Source organism: Paenibacillus sp. FSL A5-0031 (genome assembly GCF_001956295.1).
In the GTDB taxonomy this organism is placed as follows: domain Bacteria; phylum Bacillota; class Bacilli; order Paenibacillales; family Paenibacillaceae; genus Pristimantibacillus.
This window is the reverse complement of record NZ_MRTD01000001.1, coordinates 115,870-141,538: the sequence shown is the minus strand read 5'-3', so window position 1 is coordinate 141,538 and position 25,669 is coordinate 115,870. Positions and strand designations below refer to the sequence as shown.

General features: G+C 42.8%; 12 protein-coding genes. All 12 read right to left on the bottom strand.

Features of this window, described 5'->3' with window-relative positions; all coding sequences use genetic code 11:
* Positions 1-117: 117 nt before the first annotated feature.
* A complete protein-coding gene (locus BK120_RS00540) occupies positions 118-1,908 on the bottom strand; it encodes a cache domain-containing sensor histidine kinase (RefSeq protein ID WP_076265529.1) in 1,791 nt (596 codons plus the stop codon).
* Positions 1,905-3,473: a response regulator transcription factor gene (locus BK120_RS00535; protein ID WP_076265528.1), complete on the bottom strand. Its 1,569-nt coding sequence runs from the start codon at positions 3,471-3,473 to the stop codon at positions 1,905-1,907. Before BK120_RS00535 ends, BK120_RS00540 begins: the two co-directional genes overlap by 4 nt.
* Before the next feature lie 574 nt (positions 3,474-4,047).
* Complete coding sequence (locus BK120_RS00530; protein WP_076265527.1) at positions 4,048-8,724, bottom strand: NPCBM/NEW2 domain-containing protein; 4,677 nt, start codon at positions 8,722-8,724, stop codon at positions 4,048-4,050.
* A 632-nt stretch (positions 8,725-9,356) separates the two neighbouring features.
* Positions 9,357-16,061 carry an InlB B-repeat-containing protein gene (locus BK120_RS00525; RefSeq protein WP_076265526.1) on the bottom strand — a complete coding sequence of 2,235 codons (6,705 nt, stop codon included), beginning with the start codon at positions 16,059-16,061 and terminating at the stop codon, positions 9,357-9,359.
* A gap of 277 nt (positions 16,062-16,338) precedes the next feature.
* The gene (mglC, locus tag BK120_RS00520; protein WP_076265525.1) at positions 16,339-17,358 is read right to left on the bottom strand and encodes a galactose/methyl galactoside ABC transporter permease MglC; all 1,020 of its coding nucleotides are present in this window, start codon (positions 17,356-17,358) and stop codon (positions 16,339-16,341) included.
* A complete protein-coding gene (locus BK120_RS00515) occupies positions 17,336-18,892 on the bottom strand; it encodes a sugar ABC transporter ATP-binding protein (protein ID WP_076265524.1) in 1,557 nt (518 codons plus the stop codon). Before BK120_RS00515 ends, mglC begins: the two co-directional genes overlap by 23 nt.
* Before the next feature lie 78 nt (positions 18,893-18,970).
* Positions 18,971-19,999, bottom strand: a complete 1,029-nt coding sequence (locus BK120_RS00510) for a galactose ABC transporter substrate-binding protein (RefSeq protein ID WP_076265523.1) — start codon at positions 19,997-19,999, stop codon at positions 18,971-18,973.
* A 144-nt stretch (positions 20,000-20,143) separates the two neighbouring features.
* The gene (locus BK120_RS00505; protein WP_256710776.1) at positions 20,144-21,463 is read right to left on the bottom strand and encodes a helix-turn-helix domain-containing protein; all 1,320 of its coding nucleotides are present in this window, start codon (positions 21,461-21,463) and stop codon (positions 20,144-20,146) included.
* 407 nt (positions 21,464-21,870) lie between these two features.
* Positions 21,871-22,737 carry a malonyl-ACP O-methyltransferase BioC gene (bioC, locus tag BK120_RS00500; RefSeq protein ID WP_076265521.1) on the bottom strand — a complete coding sequence of 289 codons (867 nt, stop codon included), beginning with the start codon at positions 22,735-22,737 and terminating at the stop codon, positions 21,871-21,873.
* Complete coding sequence (locus BK120_RS00495) at positions 22,718-23,479, bottom strand: alpha/beta fold hydrolase (protein ID WP_076265520.1); 762 nt, start codon at positions 23,477-23,479, stop codon at positions 22,718-22,720. The genes bioC and BK120_RS00495 overlap by 20 nt, the downstream gene beginning before the upstream one ends.
* A complete protein-coding gene (gene bioF / locus BK120_RS00490) occupies positions 23,476-24,654 on the bottom strand; it encodes an 8-amino-7-oxononanoate synthase (protein ID WP_179089712.1) in 1,179 nt (392 codons plus the stop codon). Before bioF ends, BK120_RS00495 begins: the two co-directional genes overlap by 4 nt.
* A 13-nt stretch (positions 24,655-24,667) precedes the next feature.
* On the bottom strand, positions 24,668-25,666 hold the full coding sequence (gene bioB / locus BK120_RS00485) for a biotin synthase BioB (protein ID WP_076265518.1): 999 nt from the start codon (positions 25,664-25,666) through the stop codon (positions 24,668-24,670).
* Positions 25,667-25,669 lie beyond the last annotated feature (3 nt).

The window sequence follows — 25,669 nt, the reverse complement described above, 5'->3', positions numbered from 1 at the left end:
AACACTTTGTGTTCATGTTCTTTTGTATTTTCTTTGTTAGCTTTGGTGCTATTATTGGATCGTTTATTCACTTTTCATGACGTCTCTAGCACATTCTTTAGTTGTTTAGCACATTCTTTATTTATTAATTAATGGAATGTTAATTTTGATATTAGTACCTTCTCCCCGTTTGCTTGTTATGTTAATCCCATAATTCTCCCCGTACATTAATTTAATTCTGTCGTCAACATTACGTATGCCGATGCCGGAGAAAAATTGGCGTTTCCTCTTCGGCGTACGTATCTGCTCCACTTTCAGCTGCTTTTGCTCCATATCCATGCCGTCTCCGTTATCCACGACCTCGCATACTAGTTGGTCCTCCTGCACGGCTATCATGATCAAAATACTTCCCTGTTCTTTAATATTGAATCCGTGAAAGAATGCGTTTTCGATAAAAGGCTGGAGAATGAGCTTCGGTATGTGGTAATCCAAGCTGTCAGGCTCCACAAAATAATTCACGCGTATCTTCTCACTGTACCGTACATGATTGATATAGACATAATGCTTCATTATCTCCAGTTCTTGACAAACAGGAATAGTGGACTCTACATCACTAACTGTATTTTGCAGGAGAGAGATAAGTGCATTAATTGTACCTGCTGCTTTTTCCTTATTACCCTGGAGCACCAAAAACTTTATTGATGCCAGCGTATTGTATAGGAAGTGCGGATTGATTTGCATTTGAAGTGCGGCCAGCTCTGCGTTACGCACTTGCTTTTGAGTCTCCAACAGCCGATCTACATAATCATGCAGTGCATCAAGCATATAATTAAAAGCGTTGCCCAGCTCTTTAACTTCATAACTGCTAGTAGCGATATCTATATGATTATCGAATCCACTTGTTGGAATATTTGACATCTGTTTAACGAGTACACGCAGGGACTTCGTCATTTTTCGGGTAATTAAAAATACGATAATAAGGGAAATCGCTACGATGACCATGATTGTCAACGTCACTGCTTCTGCATTCACCATCTGCCCGGTCACGGCTTTCTTGTCAATTAGATTTACCAGATAAAAATCAAACTCCGGCAAATACTCAGAAAACACGATTCGTTCATTACCCATGACGTAGGCAGATCCTTCATCTTCTTCTCCAAGCTGCTGAGCTGCTACTTCTGTATATAACGGCTTATCCATCATACCAATCCGCTCGCTCCGATTGCTGGACACAATTAATCCATTATCATCTATCAACAGCACGTCATTGCCTTCACTCGTAAAGTTAGCATAAAAAGATCTGAAATTGCGATCACGAATCGCGACGTACAAGGTGCCGTAAAAACTATTTGTCTGTTGATCAAATAAAGCTTTGGAAGCCACAAGCACTTGCTCTTTCGCTATGCCTTTGCTATCACCAGCTGGATAGAGCTGATACAGGGTTTGCGCAGATTGCTCATTTGTTGCTTTCATAACGGTGTGATTTTTCATTTCCTCGGCGAAAGTGGACCAATAATAAGCATCTGTTGAATAACTCCGACCATTTACGCCTATGATCATAATCCCAACGTCATAAGCGCTAAAGTTGGACCGAATCGCCTTCATGCCTTCTGTCATATGGTATGTTTCGGTGGCAAGTGATACTGCATCCGTCTCTTCGCCAGATAAATAGTTTCGGATGGAGGCATTTTGAGCTATCATCGCTGCGCCAGTAGCTACCGTGTAGTTGTAGGACTCAAGGTTGGTCTTCATCTGGTTCAGCAGCTTGCTGTTAGTAATGCTGAACGTTTGAAAAAATAATTTTTCCGACATGCTGATCGTAATTGCTAGAGTTATTAGCGATACGGTAACGATGCTAATGAGCGTGACGAGAAACAACTTGAGGAACAAGCCCTGCTTTTTCAGCTTTAATGCAGCATTTCTTATCATGACTCCTTTATCTCCTCCGAGTATTGTTTCCGATACTGGCTTGGCGAGATGCCGGTATGCTTTTTAAACACCTTCGTGAAATAACTCTGGTCCGAATAGCCTACATTTGCACTGATTTCGGATATCGATTCTCCCGTCGTCAAGAGAAGCTCCATCGCTTTTTCCAGCCGCACTTTGTTCAGGTATTCACTGAAACCTTCCTCATTATGAGTAGCGAAAAAACTAGACAGATACGAAGCGTTGAAATGAAACTGCCTCGCCACTCCGGTCAGCGTGATTGGATCAGCGTAATGCTCATGAATATATTCAAGTAGATTAGATATATTTGGATTAAATAGTGAATTCGCCTTGCGAATCACATGTTCTGCCTCGTGTATGAATGCTTCAGCAATAGCAATTGCGTCCTTGGCATTCCTAGCTTCATCAATTTTCCGGAAGTAGTCGTATTTAGCGTCTTCCCCACCCGGGGTCTCATACTTCATTTTTCCAAGTGTTGTCGTCACATTAAATATGAAGTTACCCAAAAACGATTTGAATTCGAAAATTTCGGTACGATAGTCCTTCGACCACAATTGCACAAATTCCAGAAAGCTCATAAACGCCTTCTGGAATTGCTTACGTCGCAGCTGTTCTGATAATTCGGCCATGTCATATTCTTGATACGCATCCGAGAGCCCCGGTAAATGATCATTTTCAATCAGGCTTCGTGTCGGTAGGTAAAAGCTATATCTTGTAAGCTTCAAATAATTGCTCCGATAAATCTCACCAAGACGGCTAAAATCCTCGAAGCTTTGACTAAGAACGAATTGGGTACCGCTCTTAATTTCTGTCATTTCTGCGACGAGGCACCTGAGCTCCATGACCATTTCGACCCATTGCTCTGGATTCACATTGATTAAGAAAAGAATAGAATCGTTGTCAAACTTCAGCTGCATATAGGCTGCTTTGTCCTTGCTGAGATTACGCAGCCCTCTATCTATTTGGCTTGCAAAAGTCACCTTATCGTCAGAATCTTTAATATGGTTCATGTCCGTTCCGAAAAATGCATAGCGTCTATATGGAAATTTCGAATGCACCAACCCAGGCTCTTGCGAAGCCTCGTAACCGCTCATTAGCTTCTCGATTATTCGTGTAAGCTGTTTTTCTTCCATATCAATTCCATGATCACCCATCTGCGTCCCAATCATTTTGGCAGTTGTTTTATTTAAGATCGATAACAGGTATTCGGCTTCTAACTTCGGCTTTAGGATATAGTCCGCTACACCGCTCTGAAATGTGGAGCGAACGTAGCCGTACTCACTGAAGCTGCTTAAAACGATAACTTCAATATGAGGGTACCTCTCCTTCACCCGCTTAACAAATTCCTCACCGTCCATAACCGGCATTACGATGTCTGTTAGAATGACATGAGGGTTGACCTGCTCAACCAAATCCAAAGCTTCAAGACCATTCGAAGCCTCAGCGACAATTCGGTATCCCTCCTGTTCCCAATCTAGAAGGTGCTTGATTCCTTGCCTAACAAGCATCTCGTCATCTACAATCATAATCTTATATATTGGTTTCATTTCTGCCCCCTTGCAGCTTTTCAACCTATAATTAATACGCTACGATTTGATTTCAATCTAAAAAGCCCTGAAAATTGCTAGAGTGTAAAGCGTATATTTGTCTATAAATCTAAAGAAAACAAAATGATTCCTAGAGAAGAGACCATACAATATCGATTCAGCTTTGGCCTTTCAATTAAATACCCTCCTCCACTCTTGGCAATTGTAATAATTGTAGAGGAATTCCACATATTCATCCATGTATGCATGTATTCGCTTCATGTATAATTGTCCAGATCAGACGTGAGATTTAATGAAAATAATGGTAATTTAATGTATATAAGTACAATTGCTAGGAGTGTCTAAAGTTGTAGGCAGACACAATCTTTATCGTTCTGGAGGTTATTTCCAAAATCAGCTTCATTTTCTTGGATGCAACTTTTGATACGGTTTACAATTAGGGTTGTGAGAATAACTACTTGATTAGCAATATATCCTAATCAGTTTGTAAATTGAAATGTCTCATCTAATCCGTTTGGTTAAAAACACATAGTCAGCTCAAATGGTGAGCTGACTATATGTCATGCTTTATTAATTACGGATTAATCAGCTGAAGAAAACTCAATGCCCTCTTCAGCATGACTGCCGTCTGAGCACGGCTTGCTGTATCTTTAGGCGCAATCGCGGTTTCCGATTTGCCATTCATAATACCTGCATTTATTACGGCTTGAACCGCTTCACGGGCAAAGCCCGATAGCTGGTCTTGATCAGCAAATGCAGCTAACGAATTGCTTGATGAATTCGATTCAGCGCTTGTATCACCTTGAACAAGCTGAACAGCTTTCATAATCATAACAGCCATTTGCTCTCTAGTGATGAATGCGTCAGGGTTGAACTTGTTGTTGCCTACTCCTTGTACTAACCCGTGTTGTACCGCTGCGTTTACATCTGCTGCATACCAGCTGCTTGCTGCTACGTCAGTAAATGCTTGATCCGATCCTTTGCTCGACAGACCTAAGCTTCTCACGAGCAAGGACGCAAATTCTGCACGCGTCACTTGACCATTAGGATCAAATGCCGTTTCTGTTTTCCCTTTCACAATCAGCTTAGATGCCAGTGCTTCTACCGCTTGCTGCGCCCAGTGACCCTGCATATCTGCGAAGGTCTTCTTGCCTTCCAAAATTACATACAGGCCGTTTTCGTTATGTTGGATCGTTGCTCTCGTCTTACCATCCTTCACCGTAAATACGGCTGGAACAAAGCGAAGCTCGCCTGTTGCCGGATCGTATTTCACTACCGTTGCTTCATTCGGATTGCTTACTGCACCATCTGCGATCAGTGTGCGCTCTACATAACCTGTTGGTTTCAGCTCCGTTGTCGCTCCCTTTTCTTTCAGTCCCGCTTCATAGCCAACAACTGCACCTCGTATCCTTGTATCGCTGCCAGCAAGCTTTTCTTCCAAAACTTTCTGCACTGCCGGGTCTGTTTGTCCAATGCGTACAATCACTTGTCCGTTTGGATCAAGGCCTTTCCCTGTCAGCTCAGAAACCTGCCATGCATAGCTTCCTAATGAACTAGTCACTTTAATGACAGCATTAGGCTTGCTTCCCGCCAAACGATTCACTGCTTCTGCTGGAATTATTACCTCGTAGCCTGCGTATGAACCAGAAACCTTAATGCTCAGTACTGAGCCTGCGTTGTCTCCTGCTTGTTCGAATGCTTGAACTTTCTTCATAAAGGCTTCTGCATCTAGCTCCGCCTTCACTGTGTTGTCAGCTATATCAACCGAAAGCTCGCTACCTTTGGATTCATATACTGCTGGATCTCCGACACTCGACTCTGTCGTGCTGCCGCCTCCACCATTATTGCCTCCGCCATTGCCGCCATCACTTTTGCTTTGACCGCTAATTGTAATGACCTTGCTTCCGGTTACTGCTGATCCATCTGCTGCAGTCGCTACAATTTTCACCGCACCATCCTTCACAGCTGTTAGCAAACCGATTGCGCTTATTGTTGCTTTATCTGTTACAGTCGTTCCATCTGCCTCATACACCGCCCATGTGACTACTTTGTTCGTGGCGTCAGCTGGCAATACTGCAGCGCTTAATTGCAGTGTGCCTCCCTTGGTGCCAAGGCTGTCCGATGCACTCGAAACCGTGATCGATTGTGTTAATATTGGCATTGACGCTCCAACAGTCAGTTTCGCATCCGCCCAATCCCCATGATCCTCGCTATTTCCATTGCCGGAATCGGTCACTTCCAGTATCAGCTGCTTATAACCTCTAACATGCACCTTTACAAATTGCGCGTTTTGCGACTCACGCAACACGTCTCCGGAGTAAAGCGATTCGATCGTGTCATCGTTCTTCACTACCGACACTTTAAACTGTATCGAGCCGTTGTTGCTTCCGCCGTTCACTTCCTTATCTACGCCGATAAAGGCGGAGAAGGTCTCATAATCAGCTCCAGTAAGATCATACTTAATCGATGAATTGGCATGAGTCCCAAGGCCTTTGCCAAAGGAGAGATCTTGGTCCCCATTCTTCAATACGATCGCATTGCCGTCGATGCTCTTGTCACGCTTAACCGTACTCCAGCCGGACTCAGCACTTACCCAATCCAAGTCGCTCAAATAGTTCACTTCAGGCAATTCTTCCTTCAGTTCGGATTTGCCATTCGCAATTCTAAACATCGCATTGGCCCAGCTTGCATGATCCTCGCTATTATCGCTATCGCTCTGAGTAACAACCAGCTCCACGATGCTTGAACCGACTACATTGACATCGACCGGTTTAGCTACATCAGTAAGCTTCATCTGGCCGCTTGCGAATTTTTCTGCACCGTCTACAAGCACCTTGAATTCCACGTCGGCGTAAGACGACGATTTGGTCATTTCTTGGTCGACCCCGACAAGAGCATTGAAAGACTCATAGTTTTTATCGGAAATATCAAATATAATTCTCGACTCGGCATGCACACCAAAACCTTTCTCGTACGTTATTGCTCCGTTGCTGCCCATTAGTCTAATCGCATTTCCGTCTAGACTCTTGTCCTTCTTCACGGTTGACCAGCCTGAGGATGCATTTAACCATTCCAGGTCGCTCGCATATCGATCCACCAGTTCGAAGTTCAGCGTGTAGACTTCCTGTGTCGCCCCTCCGTCGGCAGTGGCTGTAATGGTAGTCGCGCCTGGCAAGCTGTCGGCTGGGTCAATTACAAGCTGTACATCTTCAGATGCTTTGTCCACTGTAACTGTTGGAACTTCCAGGTTTTTCTCTCTCAAAACGGTCAGTGTCGCCGAACGATTCTCAGCATTAAGGCCTTTGACCAGCACTCCGTTCACTTTCACATTTTTAATCAGAGATGGCAGTCTTTCCACTTTCCATAACTGCCTGTCGCTGCCAGTATACATGTTTTGAAGAACCGGATTTCCGTCAGCGTCAGAACCATTGCTATTTTCCAATGCCAAGCCGCTGTTTACGCTAGTAATTTTGAAGTAGCCATTGCCAACATTAGAGATGGCCCACTGCTGGTTTATGACTGTAGGATCTGCAGCAGTTTCAGAATCTGTCCATTGAATAACTGGATTTCCAGGTGATTTACTGGCGCCTGGGACATCCATAACTTGTCCGCTATGCTTATTGACAATCTTATATTTGCCCAGACCCAAATCATCAATAACCCATTGCTGATCCAGCGCATCTGATTGGGTTCGCCCAGCAACAGCCGCTCCATTCGTCAACGAATTCCCAACTCCTAATACTTTGCCAGTCGCTTTATTGACGAAGCGATACAACGTGTTAACATCAAAGGAGTCAATTCCCGTCCGAGTTGGAACTTCATTGGTGTAGGAGCCGACTGCCAGCTCGCCTGCAGCAGCGAAGCCGCCAACGGCCGAGTTCACTTCCAGTTTGAAATAGCGTGCTGTGTGCGATGGGAAGGTCACACGTTTCATCGTATTGTCCCCATCCCATGTGCCGCTTTTAATTGAAGCGAAGTTCGTTCCGTCTTCGCTCACATATAACGTATAGGAAGTAATCATACCTTGTGATACACTTTGCGAAGGCAAGTAATTCAACATATTAATGTTGTTGTACGTGTAGCCCAAATCCAGTGTAATGGATTGAGGCAGAGTTGTGTTGGATTGCCAAACGCTCTCAACGGTAGTACCTACATAATCCATAAGTCCATCAATAGCACCACTCGCATTCCCGCTTGTAGCCGTTGCTGAATTAGCTGTGATCGTATGCTCCATCACGATTGGCTGTTGCGGCAGTGGAGGACGAGATTCATTCGGCGACCATGCTTGTCCGATCTCTGCCAATCGTTTTACTACGTTATCATCCAGCTCTCCATCCGGGTTCGGTGAAATATTGAGCAAAAAGTTTGTATAACGCGGTTCCAAATAACCTAGATGATCCTCCACAATATTCTCTACGCTTGCCGGCTCTGTATTAGTCATCCAATCGTGCCAGAACCATTGATTGGAAACTAGCGGCATGCCCTGGTTTGCAGCAATCGTATTGTTGAAAGGTGCCCAAACGCCCTTAGGTTCTTCAAAATAAATGATGTCCTCTTCCCATGGCTGCGTTTGTCCATTGTGATCCACTATAAGAATGTTAGGCTGTAAGCGCTTTACTAATTCGCGAATTTCTTGGTATGGAACTTCGTTATGACCCATTTCCCAAGCCCAGCCGTCGATAATCAAAACCGGAATTTCACCGTAATTAGTCAGCAACTCCGTTAGTTGACCTTTAATAAATTCGATATCCGCTCTGCTGACAGAACCTTTAGCGATACCTTCTTGACGATCCCAGATAGAGAAATAGATTCCCGGCAAAATTCCTTGAGCGCGCATAGAATCTACATATTGCCTTACGATATCTTTCTTGTAGGAGCTGTTCATTACGTTATAATCGCCATATTTGGTTGGCCACAGGGCAAACCCGTCATGGTGCTTAGTTGTTAGAACGGAATATTTTATGCCTGCAGATTTGGCGGCTTGCGCCCATTGGTCCGTATTCACATGCTCAGGATTAAATGAAAGAGGATTTTGTCCCGGTGTTACCCATTCCTGATCGTGATAGGTTCCCATGTTATAGTGGATAAACATGCCAAATCTGAGATCCACATAATTTTTTTGATTCGTGTAAATATCATTTACAACTTGGGCTCCTGTGTTTCCATCGTTAGTATCTGCAAAAACGGGAGACACCGTTATAAAAAGAAGGACAAAGATGAGTCCTATACACGTTGAAATCTTCTTACTCAATTGATTTCCCTCCAGTAGACTAGTTATTTAAATATTTACTTCTAATCATAATCTTCTCTCGCAATCTACTTACCAATTTTCAGGTCGCATGATCCTCAATATCGATTGGAGAATAACACTAGAAAGCAGAACAATTAATAATTTCTTCAATAAATAATCCCCCTTGAATACTAAAAAAAAGATGAAAGCGTTTTCTATATACGCATCCATCTTATCACTTTGTATTCGTTTCCTTTTGTATTATATTTGCTAGCTTTGGTGCTATTATTGGATCATTTTTTCACTTTTCATGACTTGCCTAGTACAATCTTTGGTTAATTAGCACATTCTTTATTTGTTAATTAATGGAATGTTAATTTTAGTATCTTCTCCCTGTACATTAATTTAATTCTGTCGTCATTGCCGGAGATAAATGGGCGATTCCTCTTTAGCGCAAGTAGCTGCTCTATATCCATGCCATCTCCGTTATCGACAACCTCGCATACAAATTGGTCCTCCTGCACAGCTATCATGATCACAATACTTCCGTGTTCTATAATGTTGAAAGTGCATACTCGCATTTATAATAATTGCTAACAAAAAACTTATAGCCGGCCCAACTTGTGGGCCGGCTATAAGTCATTCTACATCCTTTAGGAATTAATCAGCTTAAGAAAGCTCAATGCTCGTTTCAGCATAACTGCTGTCTGAGCACGGCTTGCTGTATCTTTAGGCGCAATCGTGCTTTCCGATTTGCCATTCATAATGCCTGCATCTATTACCGATTGAACCGCTTCACGGGCAAAGCCCGATAGCTGGTCTTGATCAGCAAATGCAGCTAACGAAGTGCTTGATGAATTCGATCCAGCACTTGCATCACCTTGAACGAGCTGAACAGCTTTCATAATCATAACAGCCATTTGCTCTCTTGTGATGAATGCATCAGGGTTGAACTTGTTGTTGCCTACTCCTTGCACCAAGCCGTACTGAACCGCAATACTTACATCTGCGGCATACCATTTCGCAGCTGCTACATCGTCAAATGCCTGCTCAGCGCCAATATTATTTAAGCCCAAGCTTCTTACAAGCAGCGATGCAAATTCTGCACGTGTCACTTTCCCTTCCGGATCATAAACATGATTCGTTTTCCCATTTACGATCAGCTTAGAAGCGAGTGCTTCTACATCCTTCTGTGCCCAGTGTCCGCGCATATCTTCGAATGTTTTATTGCCTTCAATGATGACATACATGCCATTCGAGTAATGCTTGATTGTTGCTTCAGTTTTGCCATCCATAACGGTAAACACCGCCGGTACAAATCGAATGGCTCCCGTTTCAGGGTCATACGACACGACTGTTGCTTCATTGAAATTGCGAATTACTTTGTCTACGGTTAAAGTACGCTCGGTATAACCGATGGAATGATTATCGTATTCCGCATCTTTCGTTTTAAGCGTTGCTTTATAGTCGATAATGTCGCTTATACGCTTCATTCCATTGCCGGATAGGGCTGCATCCAATTGCTGCAGCTTATCCTCGTTCGCTTTTACCATGCTTACAATTAACACAGCTTCAGCATCTACTTTGCCTTTCATATCCTTGCTGTTTAACATAGACACCGGCCATTCGTAGCTTCCAAACTTGCTGCGGATCGATAGGATCGTATTCGGCTTGTTTGCGGCTAATCCACTCAAAGCGTCCAAGGGAATTCGCACTTCGTAACGCTTGTGATTTCCAGGAACATCAATCGTTAGAATGGAACCAGCTTGTTCCGCTTTTAAAAACTCCGTTGCCTTTTTGGCAAGTTGATTGCGATCAAGCGAAGCCGTCAAGCTATTTAGTGCGGAATCAATCGTTAGCTCAGATTTCTTCGGCTCGTATAAAGCTGGGTTTTCGAGTGCTGGTTCTGTAATACCGCCGCCGCTACCTCCGTTGTTTCCTCCGCTGGAAGTTTGATTAGTGATATCAATCGCTTTTTCACCTCGAACCTCTGATCCGTCCGTTGCAGTTGCGACTACTTTTACAGCGCCGTCCTTCACGGCAGTCAACAATCCGTTTTGATCGATCGTCGCTTTGTCCGTTATCGTTACGCCATCTGACTCATAGACAGTCCAAGCTACCTTCTTATTGGAAGCGTTGACTGGGAACAACTCTGCCGTCAACTTCAGGCTGCCGCCCTTCACATCTATTACCGCTTTGCCACTTGCGCTAGTCAGGCTGATCGATTCTACCCTTACATTTGTAGATTCAGATTCCCACTTCGCATATAAGGTGATATCTTGTTCTGCTGCTTTATCCGTTGCAAAATTCCATTGTTCCTTCAAAGCTTCGTCTTTATACCAGCCAATGAACACGTAGTCTGCTCTTGTTGGTGCTGTTGGCTCCGTAAGTACGGTGCCCGGTTTGGCTTTAGTCGTTTTCACTTCGCTGCCGCCGTTACTATTAAACGTAACTGAAATATCTTCGACATCAGATTGATTCGTGATGACAATCACGATCTCACCTTGAACCTTTGAACCGTCCGCTGCTGTAGCGATTACTTTTACAGCGCCATCCTTCACGGCAGTCAACAACCCGTTTTGATCGATCGTTGCTTTGTCCGTTGCCGTTACGCCATCTGTCTCATAGACAGTCCAAGCTACCTTCTTGTTGGAAGCGTTCGTTGGCAACAGCTCAGCCGTCAACTTCAGGCTTCCGCCTTTCACTTCTATTGCTGCTTTGCCACTTGTGCTAGTCAGATTGATCGATTCTACCAATACATTCGTAGATTTAGATTCCCATTTCGCATATAACGTGATATCTTGTTCTGCTACTTTATCCGTTGCAAAATTCCATTGCTCCTTCAATGTTTCATCCTTGTACCAACCGATGAAAATGTAACCTTCCTTGTTCGGTGCTGCTGGTTCAGAAATCGGTGAATCTGAGTTTGCTTTAATGCTAGCTACACCACTACCACCATTACTATTGAATGTTACTGTGTACTTTTCTATTTGCGCATCTCCAAATTGTGAATAATCCCATTCCGATAGCCAATTCATTGAAATGCGTTTATTCTCACTATCCAAGTGTATTGGGGTCCAAATATATCTGGAGTCACTCAAGTTTCCAGGATTCCAACGATCCGCCATAAAGATAAATTTATCTTTTACAATATTTCCATTTTTGTCTCTGTATGGCAGCACGAAAGTGCTTTGACTCTCATGAGTCGTTCCTTTGTAGTCATCCCAGAATGGATCGCCTTTATCTTCCCACCACCACGTTAATGGATGTCCTGTAATATGATATTTAGCAGGATTTGGGTTCCAGCCTGTTAAACCAGATGTTATCGAATAATACGTATTATCTTGTTTAAATAATGTTGGCGCTTCTCTACCGTTGCTATGAGCTTTCGCCCAAATCGCATTTTCATTTTCATCACGAGCTGGTTGTGTATAAGTATCATCCAGCTTTAGAACGATGGTAGTCCCATTTCCTTCGGATGAATAGACCAAATATGCTGTTTTATCCTTATCATCATCTACATAAAGGGTCATATCACGGAGCATACCATCTCCTTCACCCTTTTTGTCAGGATCCCATCCATCATTTGGCATTCTTTCGATATCAAGTACTTTAAATGGACCTATAGGAGATTTACTTACAGCTACACCACCTGATGCTGTCCAATATTTACCCGACATTGGACCGTCATGATGCCACCACATTACATAATTATCATATTTCTCGTTGTAAACAACTTTTGGTCGTTCTACAACTTTATCCCAATTGAACAGCCCGTATAATCTTTGTTTTTCTTCGATAGAAGTATCTTTATAAAGTGCATTCAAATCAGCAATTTGTTCCCGTGTATTATGTTTTTTAAGTGTTTGAACTGGTGATTTCATGTTACCAGCGAAATTATAAAAACGTTTTTCCACTCCATTTTCCGGAACGAAATTCCAATCATCAAGCTTCCCATAATTTTGTTCTTGTCGCCAAGATTCGAATCCTACTCCCGATTCCTTATACAATTCATCATCTTCATGAATATACATTGGAATGTTAGAAGCATCCGTCAATCCATCGTATGTTCTATCACCAAGAGACGGATTATTAAATACTGGCAATACAACGCCTTCATTTTTCCAATTATAAAGATCAGTAGATGAGTAAGCATGTACACCTGTCATCGGAACATAACCAGCACCCATGTTCGATTCCGTTTTATCTTCTCCGTACCAATAGTATTTTTTAGTGTTTTCGTCATATATAATACCTCCGCCATGCGCCTGAATCGGCACACCGTCAGTATCTAGCCACACTTCACCATTTTTGATAGTACTTACATGACCAAGATTAGAATAGAAATTATAATATTCATTAAGCCAGTAATTATAATGTTCTAATGATTCTAAAGTTAGATTTTCTGTATCTTCAAGTTCATTTAAATAATTGTCCATAATATTTTTTACATATGGAACCATATCTTCGTAAAGTGTGGCCAACTTTTCTTTTGCAGTTTGAACCGTACTCGTATCGATATCCCCTACATACTTTTGATATACAGCCAAATCGCCTATCGATAAAGTAGCGCTGTTGCCGCCTGTTTTGATAACTTGAATAGCTACGTAACGTGCGGTTTTTGAGGTGAAAGTAGCGGATTGATCATAATCTTTTCCTGTATCAAGGCCGCCTACTGCTGCCAACTCAAAGTGTTGATCCAACTCATTTTGCGTACCTGTCAATTCAACGTTTGACAGGTCTTTATCGCTTGTATAAATTTTGAATTGTCTAATACGACCGTTTTCTTTATCTTTACCTTGTCTTGGTGTGTAGAGGATTTGACTAATATCTTTTCTACTTTTATTCAGGTCAAGAACGATAAAGTCGCCAGTTTGGTATTTGCGGCCCCAGTCTTCCCAATTCGTTTCATAAAATGTATCACGATTACCATCTAACATGCTTTCTACAGGTGTGCTCCAGTGTGCTTCTGGGGCGTACTTTACTGTGATTCCTTCAACTTGGAAACTATCTCTCTGCAAATTAATCATTTCATCCTTAATTTGATTAGCAGCACGATTCATTTCTTCTTGCGTGGATGAATCCGATTTCAATAATGCATTGCCAGCATCAACATACTGCTTCAATAGTTCTAATAGATTTTCATCTTTATTCGAAGTTGCAATAAATTGTTCAGCATCCGTTATTGCTTTAGCCAGTTGCTCTGAATTTAGTTTGAAATTTGAATCCCTGTACAAATTAATTTCAGCAGCAGATGCAAACTGTTTTCCAACATCACTTTGCGATGCTAATGCCGTGAATTTAATATGAGTCGCTTCGACGGGATTAAAGGTTGCTGTTTTTATTGCTTTGTCAGCATCCCATGTTCCTTCTGCAATTTTGTTATAATTCACACCGTCAATACTTGCTTCAATTTCAAACTTAGTAACTGTACCATTCGTACTTTCGTCTTGTCTTGGCGTATACTCCAGTTTGTTTATGCCATTGTACAGCTTGTCTAATTCATACGTAACGGAGTGCGGCGCTTCTTGGTAATCATCGCCCCATGGCGTATGCCATTTTGTGTTTACATCACCGTCAATGGTAAGCTCCGGGCCTTCTCCAGATTGTGAGCTAGTCGCCGATGCCCTCATCATTTGTTGTGGTATAACACCTGTAACATCTTCAGACAATAAAGCCTTGAATTTTAGGCTAATTTCAACAATTGCATCAGATATTTGTTCATTGCTGCCAGATTGAAGCGCGTCGTCAGCTTTTGTAATTAGCGCTTCCAACTCTGCAATATCCGGGTCATCTTCATTCAAGGCTGCTTTATGCTGTTCAATACTTACCTTTAAATCATTTAATATCTGTGCAACGTCTGCATCTTGGCCTTCGACGTACTGAGCATTTTTGATTACAAAAGTAGTAATTGATTTTCCTTCTACATTTGCATAAAGCTTAGTTCCTAAAACTTCTAATTTACCTTCCTGTAAATCTTTTTCTGAAGTTGTCACATAAGTGGATACTTCGCTTCCCGGCTTTGCAAACTTGGAAAGATCAAATGACATTTGTCTGCTGCCTTGATCCGGGTTGCGGTAAACGATAACCGTTTCCCCAGTCGCTTCGTTATAAGCCGTTAATGACCTTCCATCACCGTCGCTATTCTCAAAAAATTTCGAGCCTTGCGGAATGAATTTACTAAATTGCGCCATCGCGTAATATTTTTTTGTATACCACCATTGTTCTGTATCAAAATCTGCGTGAATCAGACCCCAGTTCATATTCTCTTTGTCTGATTGCATATTTTGCTCGCTTTCAATAGCTTGCCATATTACCCATGCCTGAGGTTCAAACCATTTAATATCTACCATAATTTGATCAGCCAGCGCTAATGCCGGTTCGATATCATCATGATTATGAGCAATACCGCTTGGTCCTAAATCAACTTCTGACATCCATAGCTTTTTATTTTCCTTTTCAGCAAGCTGACGCACTTCAAATCTTTTTGAACCTCCATAAGCATGAACGTTCATTTGAGAAATGCTGTTTTTTGCATCATCATTATAATGGCTCCAATTTTCCAGGAAAGTATCGATTACGGATTCTTCCATTGCTGAAATGCCAACATTATTCAAACCTTTTTCAATCAGCTTTTGTCGAGCTTCCCAAATAATCCATGACTGTGCCCAAGGATCCCAATGCGAACCTTCCTGACGATTGAATGCCCCCCAGTAATTTGTATTGGGCTCGTTAATTGGTGAAAGAGTATTAAACTCTATTCCAAAATCATCTTTATAGTGCTTAACTACCTCTGCTAAATATTCCGCGAAATCATCATAATAATCTTCTTTTAAGTTATTCTCCCAAGCATTATGATTACCAGCAGTACAACCGCTGTGGGTCATATAGTATGGCGCGGAATTGGAAAATGCCTCCATAATTAATTCAGGTTTACGTTTCAATGCTTCCTGCAACCACCAACGCTGTTTTTCATCGCGGTTAATATCGAAATGACCCTCTTCGGTTGAAAAGCCTTGAACATCGGCCCCTTCGCGCATATGATTATGAGTCGGATCATCGCCACCGCCAATGTTGTAGCGGGCAATATTATAATTAAGTCCCTCTTTGCCATATAATGCATCCACCAAATCATTTTTCGCTTGCTCGTTTTCCCAGCCGCCAGTTGCATTAGCAAACCATACTAATGACGTTCCCCAGCCATCCCATGATTTCTTCATCTTGTCTGGACTTAACTTAATTTCAGTTGCACTTGGTGCTGCCGAGACAGCATTCGGCAAGCCAGCGAACATCGATCCTACTAGCGAAAATGCCAAGCAGGACACCATCATTTTTTTTGCGTGTTTTTTAATACCCAATTTCAACCCTCCCAAAAATAGTAACATCCTCAAGTAACACGTTTTTTTATAAATCCTCTATTACCTTGCCCCACACGATTCACAAAGCTGGTTACCTCAAAATGATTGCGCTGTCAATTTTTGTGAAACGCAATCACCAATCAATTAAGGAATGTATGCCTTTAATAGCCATGGCAATCGCCAAGGCTGTGAGTGATAAACATTCCTTTGATTCATCGTGTACTTGCTATTAAGCAATACATTCATCACCCCCTTTTTAATACGCTGAATATATAAATTATTTTTTCGCCATATATTTTCGAATATCAAAAGCGACGGCTGCAACTATAATGAGTCCTTTAATAATTAACTGATAATAGGGACTAACACCGATATACGTTAATCCGTAGTTGATTACACCAAAGATTAATACTCCTGCCGCTACGCCTTGGATTTTGCCCACCCCGCCGGCAGTTGACACCCCGCCAACTACGCATGCCGCAATGGCATCTAATTCATACATGTTTCCGTAGTTATTCGTAGCTCCGCCTGTTCGAGCTGCTTCAAGTACACCAGCAAGACCATACAACGCTCCCGAAATAGCATAAATATAAATGAGATTTCGAGCGACATTAATGCCGGAAACATGTGCCGCATGGACGTTTCCTCCAATTGCATACATGTTTTTGCCGAGTCGAGTCTTATTAAATACAACCCAACAGATAAGTGCTACAGCGAGCGCAATAAGCACAATATACGGGATCGTATAGCCGCCTCCAAGATCGATATATCCCGAACCCCACGCTTTAAAATCATCTCTAAGACCGCCAATCGGCTGCGATTGATTCGGCTTCATATCGAAGTAAAGGCTATTGATACCGTAGATTCCTACCATTGTTCCTAGCGTTGCAATAAAGGGTGGTACATGAAGTTTTGCTACGATAAAACCGTTTATTAATCCAACAAGCAAACCAACTGCAATGCCTATTAAAATCGGAGCTACCACCCAAAGCTGCGGCAAGTCCGGGTAAAATCGGTTGGCGTACGTATCAATTTGCAGCATCGATGCCGAAATAACTGCCGTCAGTCCAACAACTCGTCCAGATGACAAATCTGTGCCGCCAGTTATTAGAATAAATGCCGCGCCAATTGCAATAATTAGCTTAGTCGAAGACTGCTGCAATATATCTCTAAGCGTAGAAAAGGCTAAAAAGTTAGGATCTGCCACTGCGATGCCAATAACAATCATAATCAACACCACAAAAATCGCTCGTTGCATTAAATAGTCTTTCACTTTAAACAGTAATTGCGTGTTCATTACGTTTACCCCCTGATACGACCGAACGTTGCTGCGCAGCTAGGCGCATAATTTCTTGCTCTGTTACTGACTTACCCTCTACAATGCCTGTCAATTTGCCTTCGCTCATGACCATAATTCTGTCAGACATCCCAAGCAGCTCAGGCATTTCCGAGGAGATCATAATAATGCTTTTCCCTTGCTTTGCAAGCTCGGTAATAATCGTATAAATTTCAAATTTAGCGCCAACATCAATACCACGAGTAGGCTCATCCAGCAGCAATATATCTGGTTCTGTAAGCAGCCATCTTGCCAAGAGTACTTTTTGCTGATTTCCTCCTGATAAATAACGAATTTGTTGATGAACAGACGGTGTTTTTGTTCCAAACTTTTCAACATTATCCGCTGCATCAACTCGTCCTTTTCTTTCATTCAACAGCCCAAACCTATTTTGGTAACGAGATAAATTCGCGATAATCGTGTTCTCATAAACCGATAACACAGGAAAAATCCCCGTTACTCGCCTTTCTTCGGTCAGAAGGGCAATTTTATTCTTTTTCGCTTCAGATGGTGTTTTTAAATTCACTGGCTTCCCGTTTATGGAGATTTTGCCGGAGACAACGCTCCGAAGTCCAAATAAGGCTTCAATCAGCTCTGTTCGTTGAGCGCCAACCAAGCCACCTAAGCCGAGAATTTCCCCTTTCCTAAGCTCAAAGCTAATATTCTGAAACGACTTGGGATTAGAGGACGATAGACCTTCTACCTTCATCATTGTGCCGCCAGGCACATTCGTTCGTTCAGGAAAGCGTTCTTTCAAATCACGACCGACCATTCTCGTAATAATGAGGTCTGTCGTTAGCTCACTTGAAGGCCATGTACCAATATAATGACCATCACGCATGATCGTCACTTCATCAGAGATGCGCAAGATTTCTTCCATTTTGTGAGAAATATAAATAATAGATACACCGCGTTTCCGCAAACTATTGATAATGTTGAATAGCTGTTCAACCTCATTGCCAGTCAAAGAGGAAGTCGGCTCATCCATTACAATAAGCTTCGAATGAAAAGAAACCGCTTTCGCAATTTCCAGCGTTTGAATTTTTGAAACAGACAGCGTCCCCGTTCGCACTCGAGGATCTATATCGACCTCAAGATCTTTGAATAAATGCAATGTGTCTTCGTACATTTTCTTTTCATGAATAAACTTAATTGGACCAAAACCTATTTCCGGAAACCGGCCAAGCCAAATATTTTCCATTACATTACGATGCGGTACAGGATGAAGCTCCTGATGAATCATGGAAATACCGCTTTTTAGAGCCTCATTCGAGTTATGAATCGTTGTTTTACGACCGTTTATAAAAATCTCACCTTCATCCGGCCTATAAATGCCGAATAAGCACTTCATTAGCGTTGATTTACCTGCCCCGTTTTCACCCATAAGGGCATGTACAGTTCCAGGCTTCACTTTTAGCGTAACATTGCTGAGCGCTTGTACCCCTGGAAAGCCTTTTGAAATTCCTCGCATATCCAGAACATATTGCTGCTCCATTTCATATCCTCCTGTCAAGAACCAACGAATAAGTTAAGAGGAAACAGCGGGATACCGCTGTCCCTCATCTTTATTTCATTATTCCGCGTCTGCTATGTTCGCATTTGTGATTTTCTTATAAGCAATCCATACATATTTATTATCTGTAATTTCAAAACCAATATTTTCTTTTGTTGGCGTCTCGCCTTTGGAAAGAGCTGTAGCAATCGCAACAGATGCTGCTCCTTGGTTTTTCGCGTCATTCAGTACCGTACCCAGCATCGTTCCGTCCTTCAAGGCTTGAATAGCCGGAGCTGTTGCATCTACACCAACAACCGGAATGTACTTATCACCTTTGAAGTAACCCGATGCTTTCAACGCTTCAATCGCGCCAAGCGCCATATCATCATTATTAGAAAGAACTGCTTCGATTTTATCTCCATTTGATGCTAGAAATGCTTGCATTTTTTCTTGTCCTTTGACTCGGTCCCACATCGCTGTATCTTTAGCAAGCTCTTCAACCTCTATGCCTGCGTCCACAATAGCCTCAACAGAATACTTTGTACGAAGCTCCGCGTCTTGATGCCCAGGCTCACCAGTTAACATCACGTATTGCAGCTTGCCGTCACCGTTCTTATCCGCGCTTGGGTTTGCTTTCCAATAATCGCTAATTAATTGCCCCGAAATCGTTCCTGAATCCTCTGCTTTAGCACCGACGTAGTACACCTTATCCCATTTTTCCATGTCTTCTGCAATCGGCTCGCGATTCAAGAATACGACTGGCATATTGGCGTCTTTCGCTTTATCGATTATGACGCCCGCAGCTGTACGATCAACTGGATTAATAATAAGCGCATCGTACTTTTTCGAAATAAATAAATCCACCTTCTCATTTTGCGTCGGTTGCGAGTTTTGGCTGTCCACAACATCTAATTTCGCTTCATTCTTCGCTGACTCCAGCATTGCATTGCGCACACCCGTCATAAAGGTATCATCAAATTTGTAAATAGCTGCTCCGATCTGTATGCTTTCCTTTTTTTCTCCATCAGTATTTCCTCCATCGTTGCTGCATGCTGCAGCCGTCAACATCATACCTGTCAGTAACGCAAGAACCCATTTCTTTTTCATCCAAAATTCCCCCAAATTCATTTTTTAACTTCTCGACCTATTATGTAGAAGAATGATTGTTATTCGAACCCACAATTCTCACGTCTTGTCTGGAAATTCTAATCTATTGTTATAAAACGGATATGGTGTGCAACGATGAATCACTCATGTTTCACTAGGGATTTCCGTAATTCTACTTCGATACTCCGTTAGCGAAATTCCGACATGCTTCTTAAAGCAATAACCTAAATATTTGGGATCGGTTATCCCTACGCGATCTGCAATCTCAGAAGCTTTAAGCTCTGTTAAACGAAGCATTTGCTTAACAGCCTCTATCCGAATGTGCATGACATATTGTCCATAGGTTAGTTTTACTTCTTTTTTAAATACACGACTGAAATAGCCTGTACTAATGTGCAGGAATGAGCAAACCTCTTGAATGGATAAAGCTGGATTCATAAAATGATCTTTCGTGTACTGAATGGCTTCTTCGACAATATCTTTATATACATGCTTCCGCTGGCTGGAAATCTTCATCTTCATTTCAATGCATATATCATAAATCCACCGTTTTGCCTCTCTTAAACCCGGCAATCTATACATTTCCGCATGCAGTTGAATACTTGTACCTAACAGACCGTCAAGATCAATATCAGCCTCTTTCGCTGTACGCAATATTACCGTCAATACCTCAAATAAATAGATTTGAATATCCTGCAAAGCAAATTTACTTTCAAACAGTTCATCGAATATCGTATCAACTGCTTCAGATAGCTCTTCGGTCGTCCCCATCTTCAAACTGTTCCTTAAAGCTTGCCCCTTCAGATCGTCGAATCGAAGTTGTTCGCTCTCATAATCTTCAATATTGTGAAAATAGATAACCTTCTTGGACCCCATAACAAGACGATAGTCTAGTGCAATAAGCGTCTCCCGGTAAGAATGATGTACATCGGCAATATCTGTAACGCGCGAGCCAACGCCAATCGTGATATTCAGCTTCAACTCTTGCACAATCCGCTCAAGAATTGCCGCAAGCGCTGCTTGCATAATCGAAAACCAATGCTCCTTGTGCTGCCCATTATCGATGGCCAGCAAAGCAATGCTTTCTTGATAAATAAACACTTTCCCAAGCGAATTGATTTCCCATACTTCTCGCGTTCTATTCAAAACAGCTTGAATCAAATAATCCACACCACGTGAGTGTCTTAACAAGGAAGAGGAGTATCCTTTTGCATCTTCTGTAGGATAAAGAGCGATGATAGCTACAACATACTGAGAGCCGCGCAGCTGAATATCATAATTCATTGATTTTTCTTCAATTTGCTGGCTTGTCAGTTTTCGGGTAAGCAGCGATGCTAGAAATGATTCCTGAAGCACAGGCATACTTGTTCGATAATGCTCTAGCAAAATTCGAACGTATTCATAATGCTCTACATTCATCTTCATTTCTTTTGCTATGTCTGACTCTTCATCCACAAGAAGCATATTATTCAAACGAATCCCCTCCAATTTAAACAAGATGCGCCATGAATTTTTTACAATTTCATCATATCACCCTATAAAATCAGGCCTTATGACAAACTTTATACATTTTTGTCCTTTTCATTGCCTATCCGAAAATGCTTACATTTTGTGTTGGTATTATTTTTAGTTTTAGTTTTTTTATTGGTTCTGAGCTATGCTCTACTATCCAATGACCAGTATTTTGCTCGGAGGGATTTATTGAAAAATAAATAATAATCGCTAGAACTAGATTGGAAAAAGATAATAAACCCGTCCTTGATGAAATATGGGTTTAAACCTAAAGCTCATAAAAAAGCAGCCCCGTCTATAACATGGAATACCATGCTCTAAACGGGGATGCTTTTATTACGCTTAGTGATTTTACTTATTTACTCATTTGCTAATGCTTGAATCAATAGAAGTTCATAACTGGCAGCAACGCCTCCCTGTATGCTGAACTTCTCCTCGTATTCCTTATACATGTTGGCAAACAACCGCCTCGAACTGAGACCTCGCATCGTATTAGCCTCTGAAGTGCTAGCTCCCATCGCTTTTACCGAGTGAAGAAAATCCCTTGCTGAAGCATACTTTTCCGTCTGGATGGAGCTTTCGGGTTGGATACTAGAAAAACCAGATTGCTTGAGCAAGCTGCTCCATTCATTTGTCGATAGAAACCAAAGTCCGTGCCGTTGCGGCTCGACTGCACTCGCCCGATAAGCTTCATTAAATGCATAATGCATCTCGCAAAATGTAGCAGGCCCGAATGTCGCGAATATGAGCAAGCCTCCAGGACGAAGCATTCGCCGAAGGTGAGTAAGTGTTTCCCTTGGATTGCTCAGCCACTGAAAACAGGCGTTGGAGACGATGAGATCATAAGAGGATGCCTGAGCGTCAGCTGCCCATAATTCAACATCCGCCTGTATAAAGCTTATACGATCTGAAGTATTTTTTAGGATGCCATCACAGTTCGCTTCATTTGATAAGACACGTTGTTCAGCCAGCTTGATCATGGCGGGAGCTATATCAAGTGCTTTAATACTTGCACTAGGCCATTCTTTAACTAGAATCTTAGTCAATGTCCCCGTGCCGCACCCGATCTCAAGAATGTTGGGCGCGGCTATGCTGCGCTTGCTCTTCCACCCTATGAACGCTTTTTCAAGCTGATCTGACATCATGCGCTGAACATGAGCATGAGCGTCATACGAATTTGCACTGCGGTTAAATTGACGCTGGATATCATTTATCCTGCTGCTCATGCCACCATCTCCTCAGTTCATTAGCTATTAGGTCTTCCCTTCCCAAGAAAGAGGCATGTCCGCAGGCTGGCATCGTAAATAACTTTGCTTTCGGCAGCTGGGTCATAAGCTCCACTGCAGCGCCGTAAGGACAAATACAATCATCGGTTCCGTGCACAATAAATACCGGGCAAGTGATGCTCTTCAGTTGAGACAAACATTCCTCGCTTCGCAAAATTTGAAGTCCTGCGATTAACGCTGGGGTTGTCCAGCTGCCAATCGGGGGGAGGCTTTCGTCTAGCTTGTCTTCCCTTTCTGCATCCGAAAACATGAGCTCTCGGAATCTTGATTCAATCCCTTGCCGGTCCTGTTTGAGCCCTGTAATCATCTTCCTAACATATATATCTGCAAATCCGAGATCAGACTCACCTTTTGTTCGAGTAAATCGAGCAGTTGCTCCAAATAACACAAGACCATCAGCGAGTCCTTTGGCCGCGAGTCTCAGTGCGAGTAAACCGCCAAGAGACCAACCTCCGATTAATAACGGACTATGGGAAGCCATCGCGTTGTCTACTGCCATTTCAGTCAGGAGCAGCATTTTATCTGAAGAACCGGCATCACTGTAATCAACAGAAACATGATGAAAATCCGGAAGAAACTCACGAATCCGGTCGAAAACCGCATCTGGCATACTCCATCCGCATAACCATAAAATAGTGCCGCTTGTCTGTCGCTTAAGTTTCACTGGATCGTTACTTATCATAGACTCAACACTCCTAGTCGAAGTCCGATTGAATGAATGCGTGCGGCTGCATTTAATAATTCCTTATCTGTATGAACAGCTGACAAGGAAAAGCGAATACGCGCTGTTCCATTAGGCACAGTAGGTGGACGGATAGCAACCGCTGTGATTCCCTCTTCTTCAAGAGCCCCGCTGAAGCGTAAAGCCATATCGTTAGAGCCTACGATTAAGGGTACAATTTGGGAATTTCCGGAACCGATGTTAAACCCCGCATCACTAAGTGAGGAACGAAATAATTTGCTTGCTGCATACAGCCTTTCTCGACGCCAGTGTTCCTCTTTTACCAAAACTAACGCCTTTGAAATACCAGCAACGATAGAAGGAGGCAGCGCAGTGGAATATAGGAGCGGTCTAGCCTTGTTCACCAGCCATCGTATTAGCAAGCGGCTGCCACAAATATAAGCGCCGTAGATACCGAACGATTTACTGAATGTTCCCATATGAACATCAATGTCATGCTGCAATCCGAGTTCATGGCACAATCCTTCGCCTCGCCCTCCGTAAATCCCCCCAGTATGTGCCTCATCCACCATAAGCATCGCTCCGTACTCCCGTTTGAGCGCAACAAGTTCACGCAATGGTGCCATTTCACCATCCATAGAGAAAATAGCGTCTGTAACGATCAGCTTACGCCGTTTATCACGATACTTATTTAATAGCGTACGTAAATGTTCCATGTCGTTATGGCGATACCGGGCGTGCTCCGCACGGCTGAGTACAATGCCGTCCACAATACTCGCGTGGTTCAACTGATCGCTGAAAACAACATCTCCTCGGCCAACAAGTGCACTAATAACACCAGAATTAGCCATATAACCATTTGCAAAAACTAAAGCTGCTTCACAGTTTTGCCAATCTGCTAGTTCTTCTTCTAGACAACCATAAGGTAATCGGTTGCCTGTCACATGGCGTGAAGCACCTGAACCAGCTCCTTCAGTAAGCAGGGTCTCACGCATCACTTCAAATATGGCAGGATGCTGGGCGAGTCCGAGGTAGTCATTAGAGGACAAATTGAGCAGCGTTCGTTCTCCGCGCATCGTATAACCAGGTGATCCGAGGACGGAGCCGCTTGCACGCAAAGATCGCTCCAACGAAGCATTAGCCAATAATTCTAGTTCATTTTCCATCCAATCCATTGTCGGCACCGCCTTATAGGGCATTTAATTCAATCTCAAAGCCCAAATCCTCAATAATTTGATGATCAGCCGATATGTCTTGGCCTGCTGTCGTTAAATAATCCCCTACAAAAAGTGAATTCGCGGCGTACAGAGATAAAGGCTGCAACGTACGAAGGTTGACCTCTCGGCCGCCTGCCACACGGATTTCTTTAGAAGGACATATAAAACGAAACAGCGCTAGTACCTTCAACGCTTTCATCGATGGCGTGCGGCCTGCGTGTTCTAGTGGTGTTCCCGGTATAGCATTCAGAAAATTGATCGGAATTGAATCCGCATCTAGTTCGCGCAGAGCATATGCCATTTCGACAATTTCCTGATTTGTCTCACCCATGCCGATAATGACGCCAGAGCAGGGGGACATTCCGTATGTCTTTACCTTCTCCACCGTTTCAACGCGTTGATCGTAAGTATGGGTCGTCGTAATGGAGGGGTAGTTGGCTTTACTGGTGTTCAAGTTGTGGTTGTATCGATGTACGCCAGCTTCTGCAAGTCGCCTAGCTTGATCATCCCCAAGAATACCCAAACATGCGCAAATTTTTAGAGGCATCGTTTGACGAATTTCTTTTACTGCAGCCACCACTTGGTCTAGCTCCCTGTTTGTTGGGCCTTTCCCGGACGCAACAATACAATAGGTTCCAGCTTTACGCGCCATCGCTTCACGTGCACCTGAAAGCAATGTGTCTTTATCAAGCAGGGAGTATTTTTTAACTGGGGCCGTCGAAACAATCGATTGCGAGCAATAGCCGCAATCCTCGGGGCAAAGGCCGCTTTTGGCGTTAATGATCATATTCAGCTTCACTTTTTTGCCGTAAAAATGTTTTCTCACCGTAAACGCTGCTTGCATGAGCAGTAGCAGCTCATCATCAGCAGCTTCAAGCACAGCGAGCCCCTCATCTATCGTTAAACATTCTCCATGCAATGCTTTTTGGGCAAGCGATTGCCAATCCATCTCTACTTTAATTGTTTTCATCTC

Coding starts and splice junctions, on each gene's coding strand:
- BK120_RS00540 (WP_076265529.1), bottom strand. CDS start 1,908: ATGATAAGAAATGCTGCATTAAAGCTGAAAAAGCAGGGCTTGTTCCTC.
- BK120_RS00495 (WP_076265520.1), bottom strand. CDS start 23,479: ATGATAAGTAACGATCCAGTGAAACTTAAGCGACAGACAAGCGGCACT.
- bioF (WP_179089712.1), bottom strand. CDS start 24,654: ATGGATTGGATGGAAAATGAACTAGAATTATTGGCTAATGCTTCGTTG.
- BK120_RS00510 (WP_076265523.1), bottom strand. CDS start 19,999: ATGAAAAAGAAATGGGTTCTTGCGTTACTGACAGGTATGATGTTGACG.
- BK120_RS00505 (WP_256710776.1), bottom strand. CDS start 21,463: ATGCTTCTTGTGGATGAAGAGTCAGACATAGCAAAAGAAATGAAGATG.
- bioB (WP_076265518.1), bottom strand. CDS start 25,666: ATGAAAACAATTAAAGTAGAGATGGATTGGCAATCGCTTGCCCAAAAA.
- mglC (WP_076265525.1), bottom strand. CDS start 17,358: ATGAACACGCAATTACTGTTTAAAGTGAAAGACTATTTAATGCAACGA.
- BK120_RS00535 (WP_076265528.1), bottom strand. CDS start 3,473: ATGAAACCAATATATAAGATTATGATTGTAGATGACGAGATGCTTGTT.
- BK120_RS00515 (WP_076265524.1), bottom strand. CDS start 18,892: ATGGAGCAGCAATATGTTCTGGATATGCGAGGAATTTCAAAAGGCTTT.
- bioC (WP_076265521.1), bottom strand. CDS start 22,737: ATGAGCAGCAGGATAAATGATATCCAGCGTCAATTTAACCGCAGTGCA.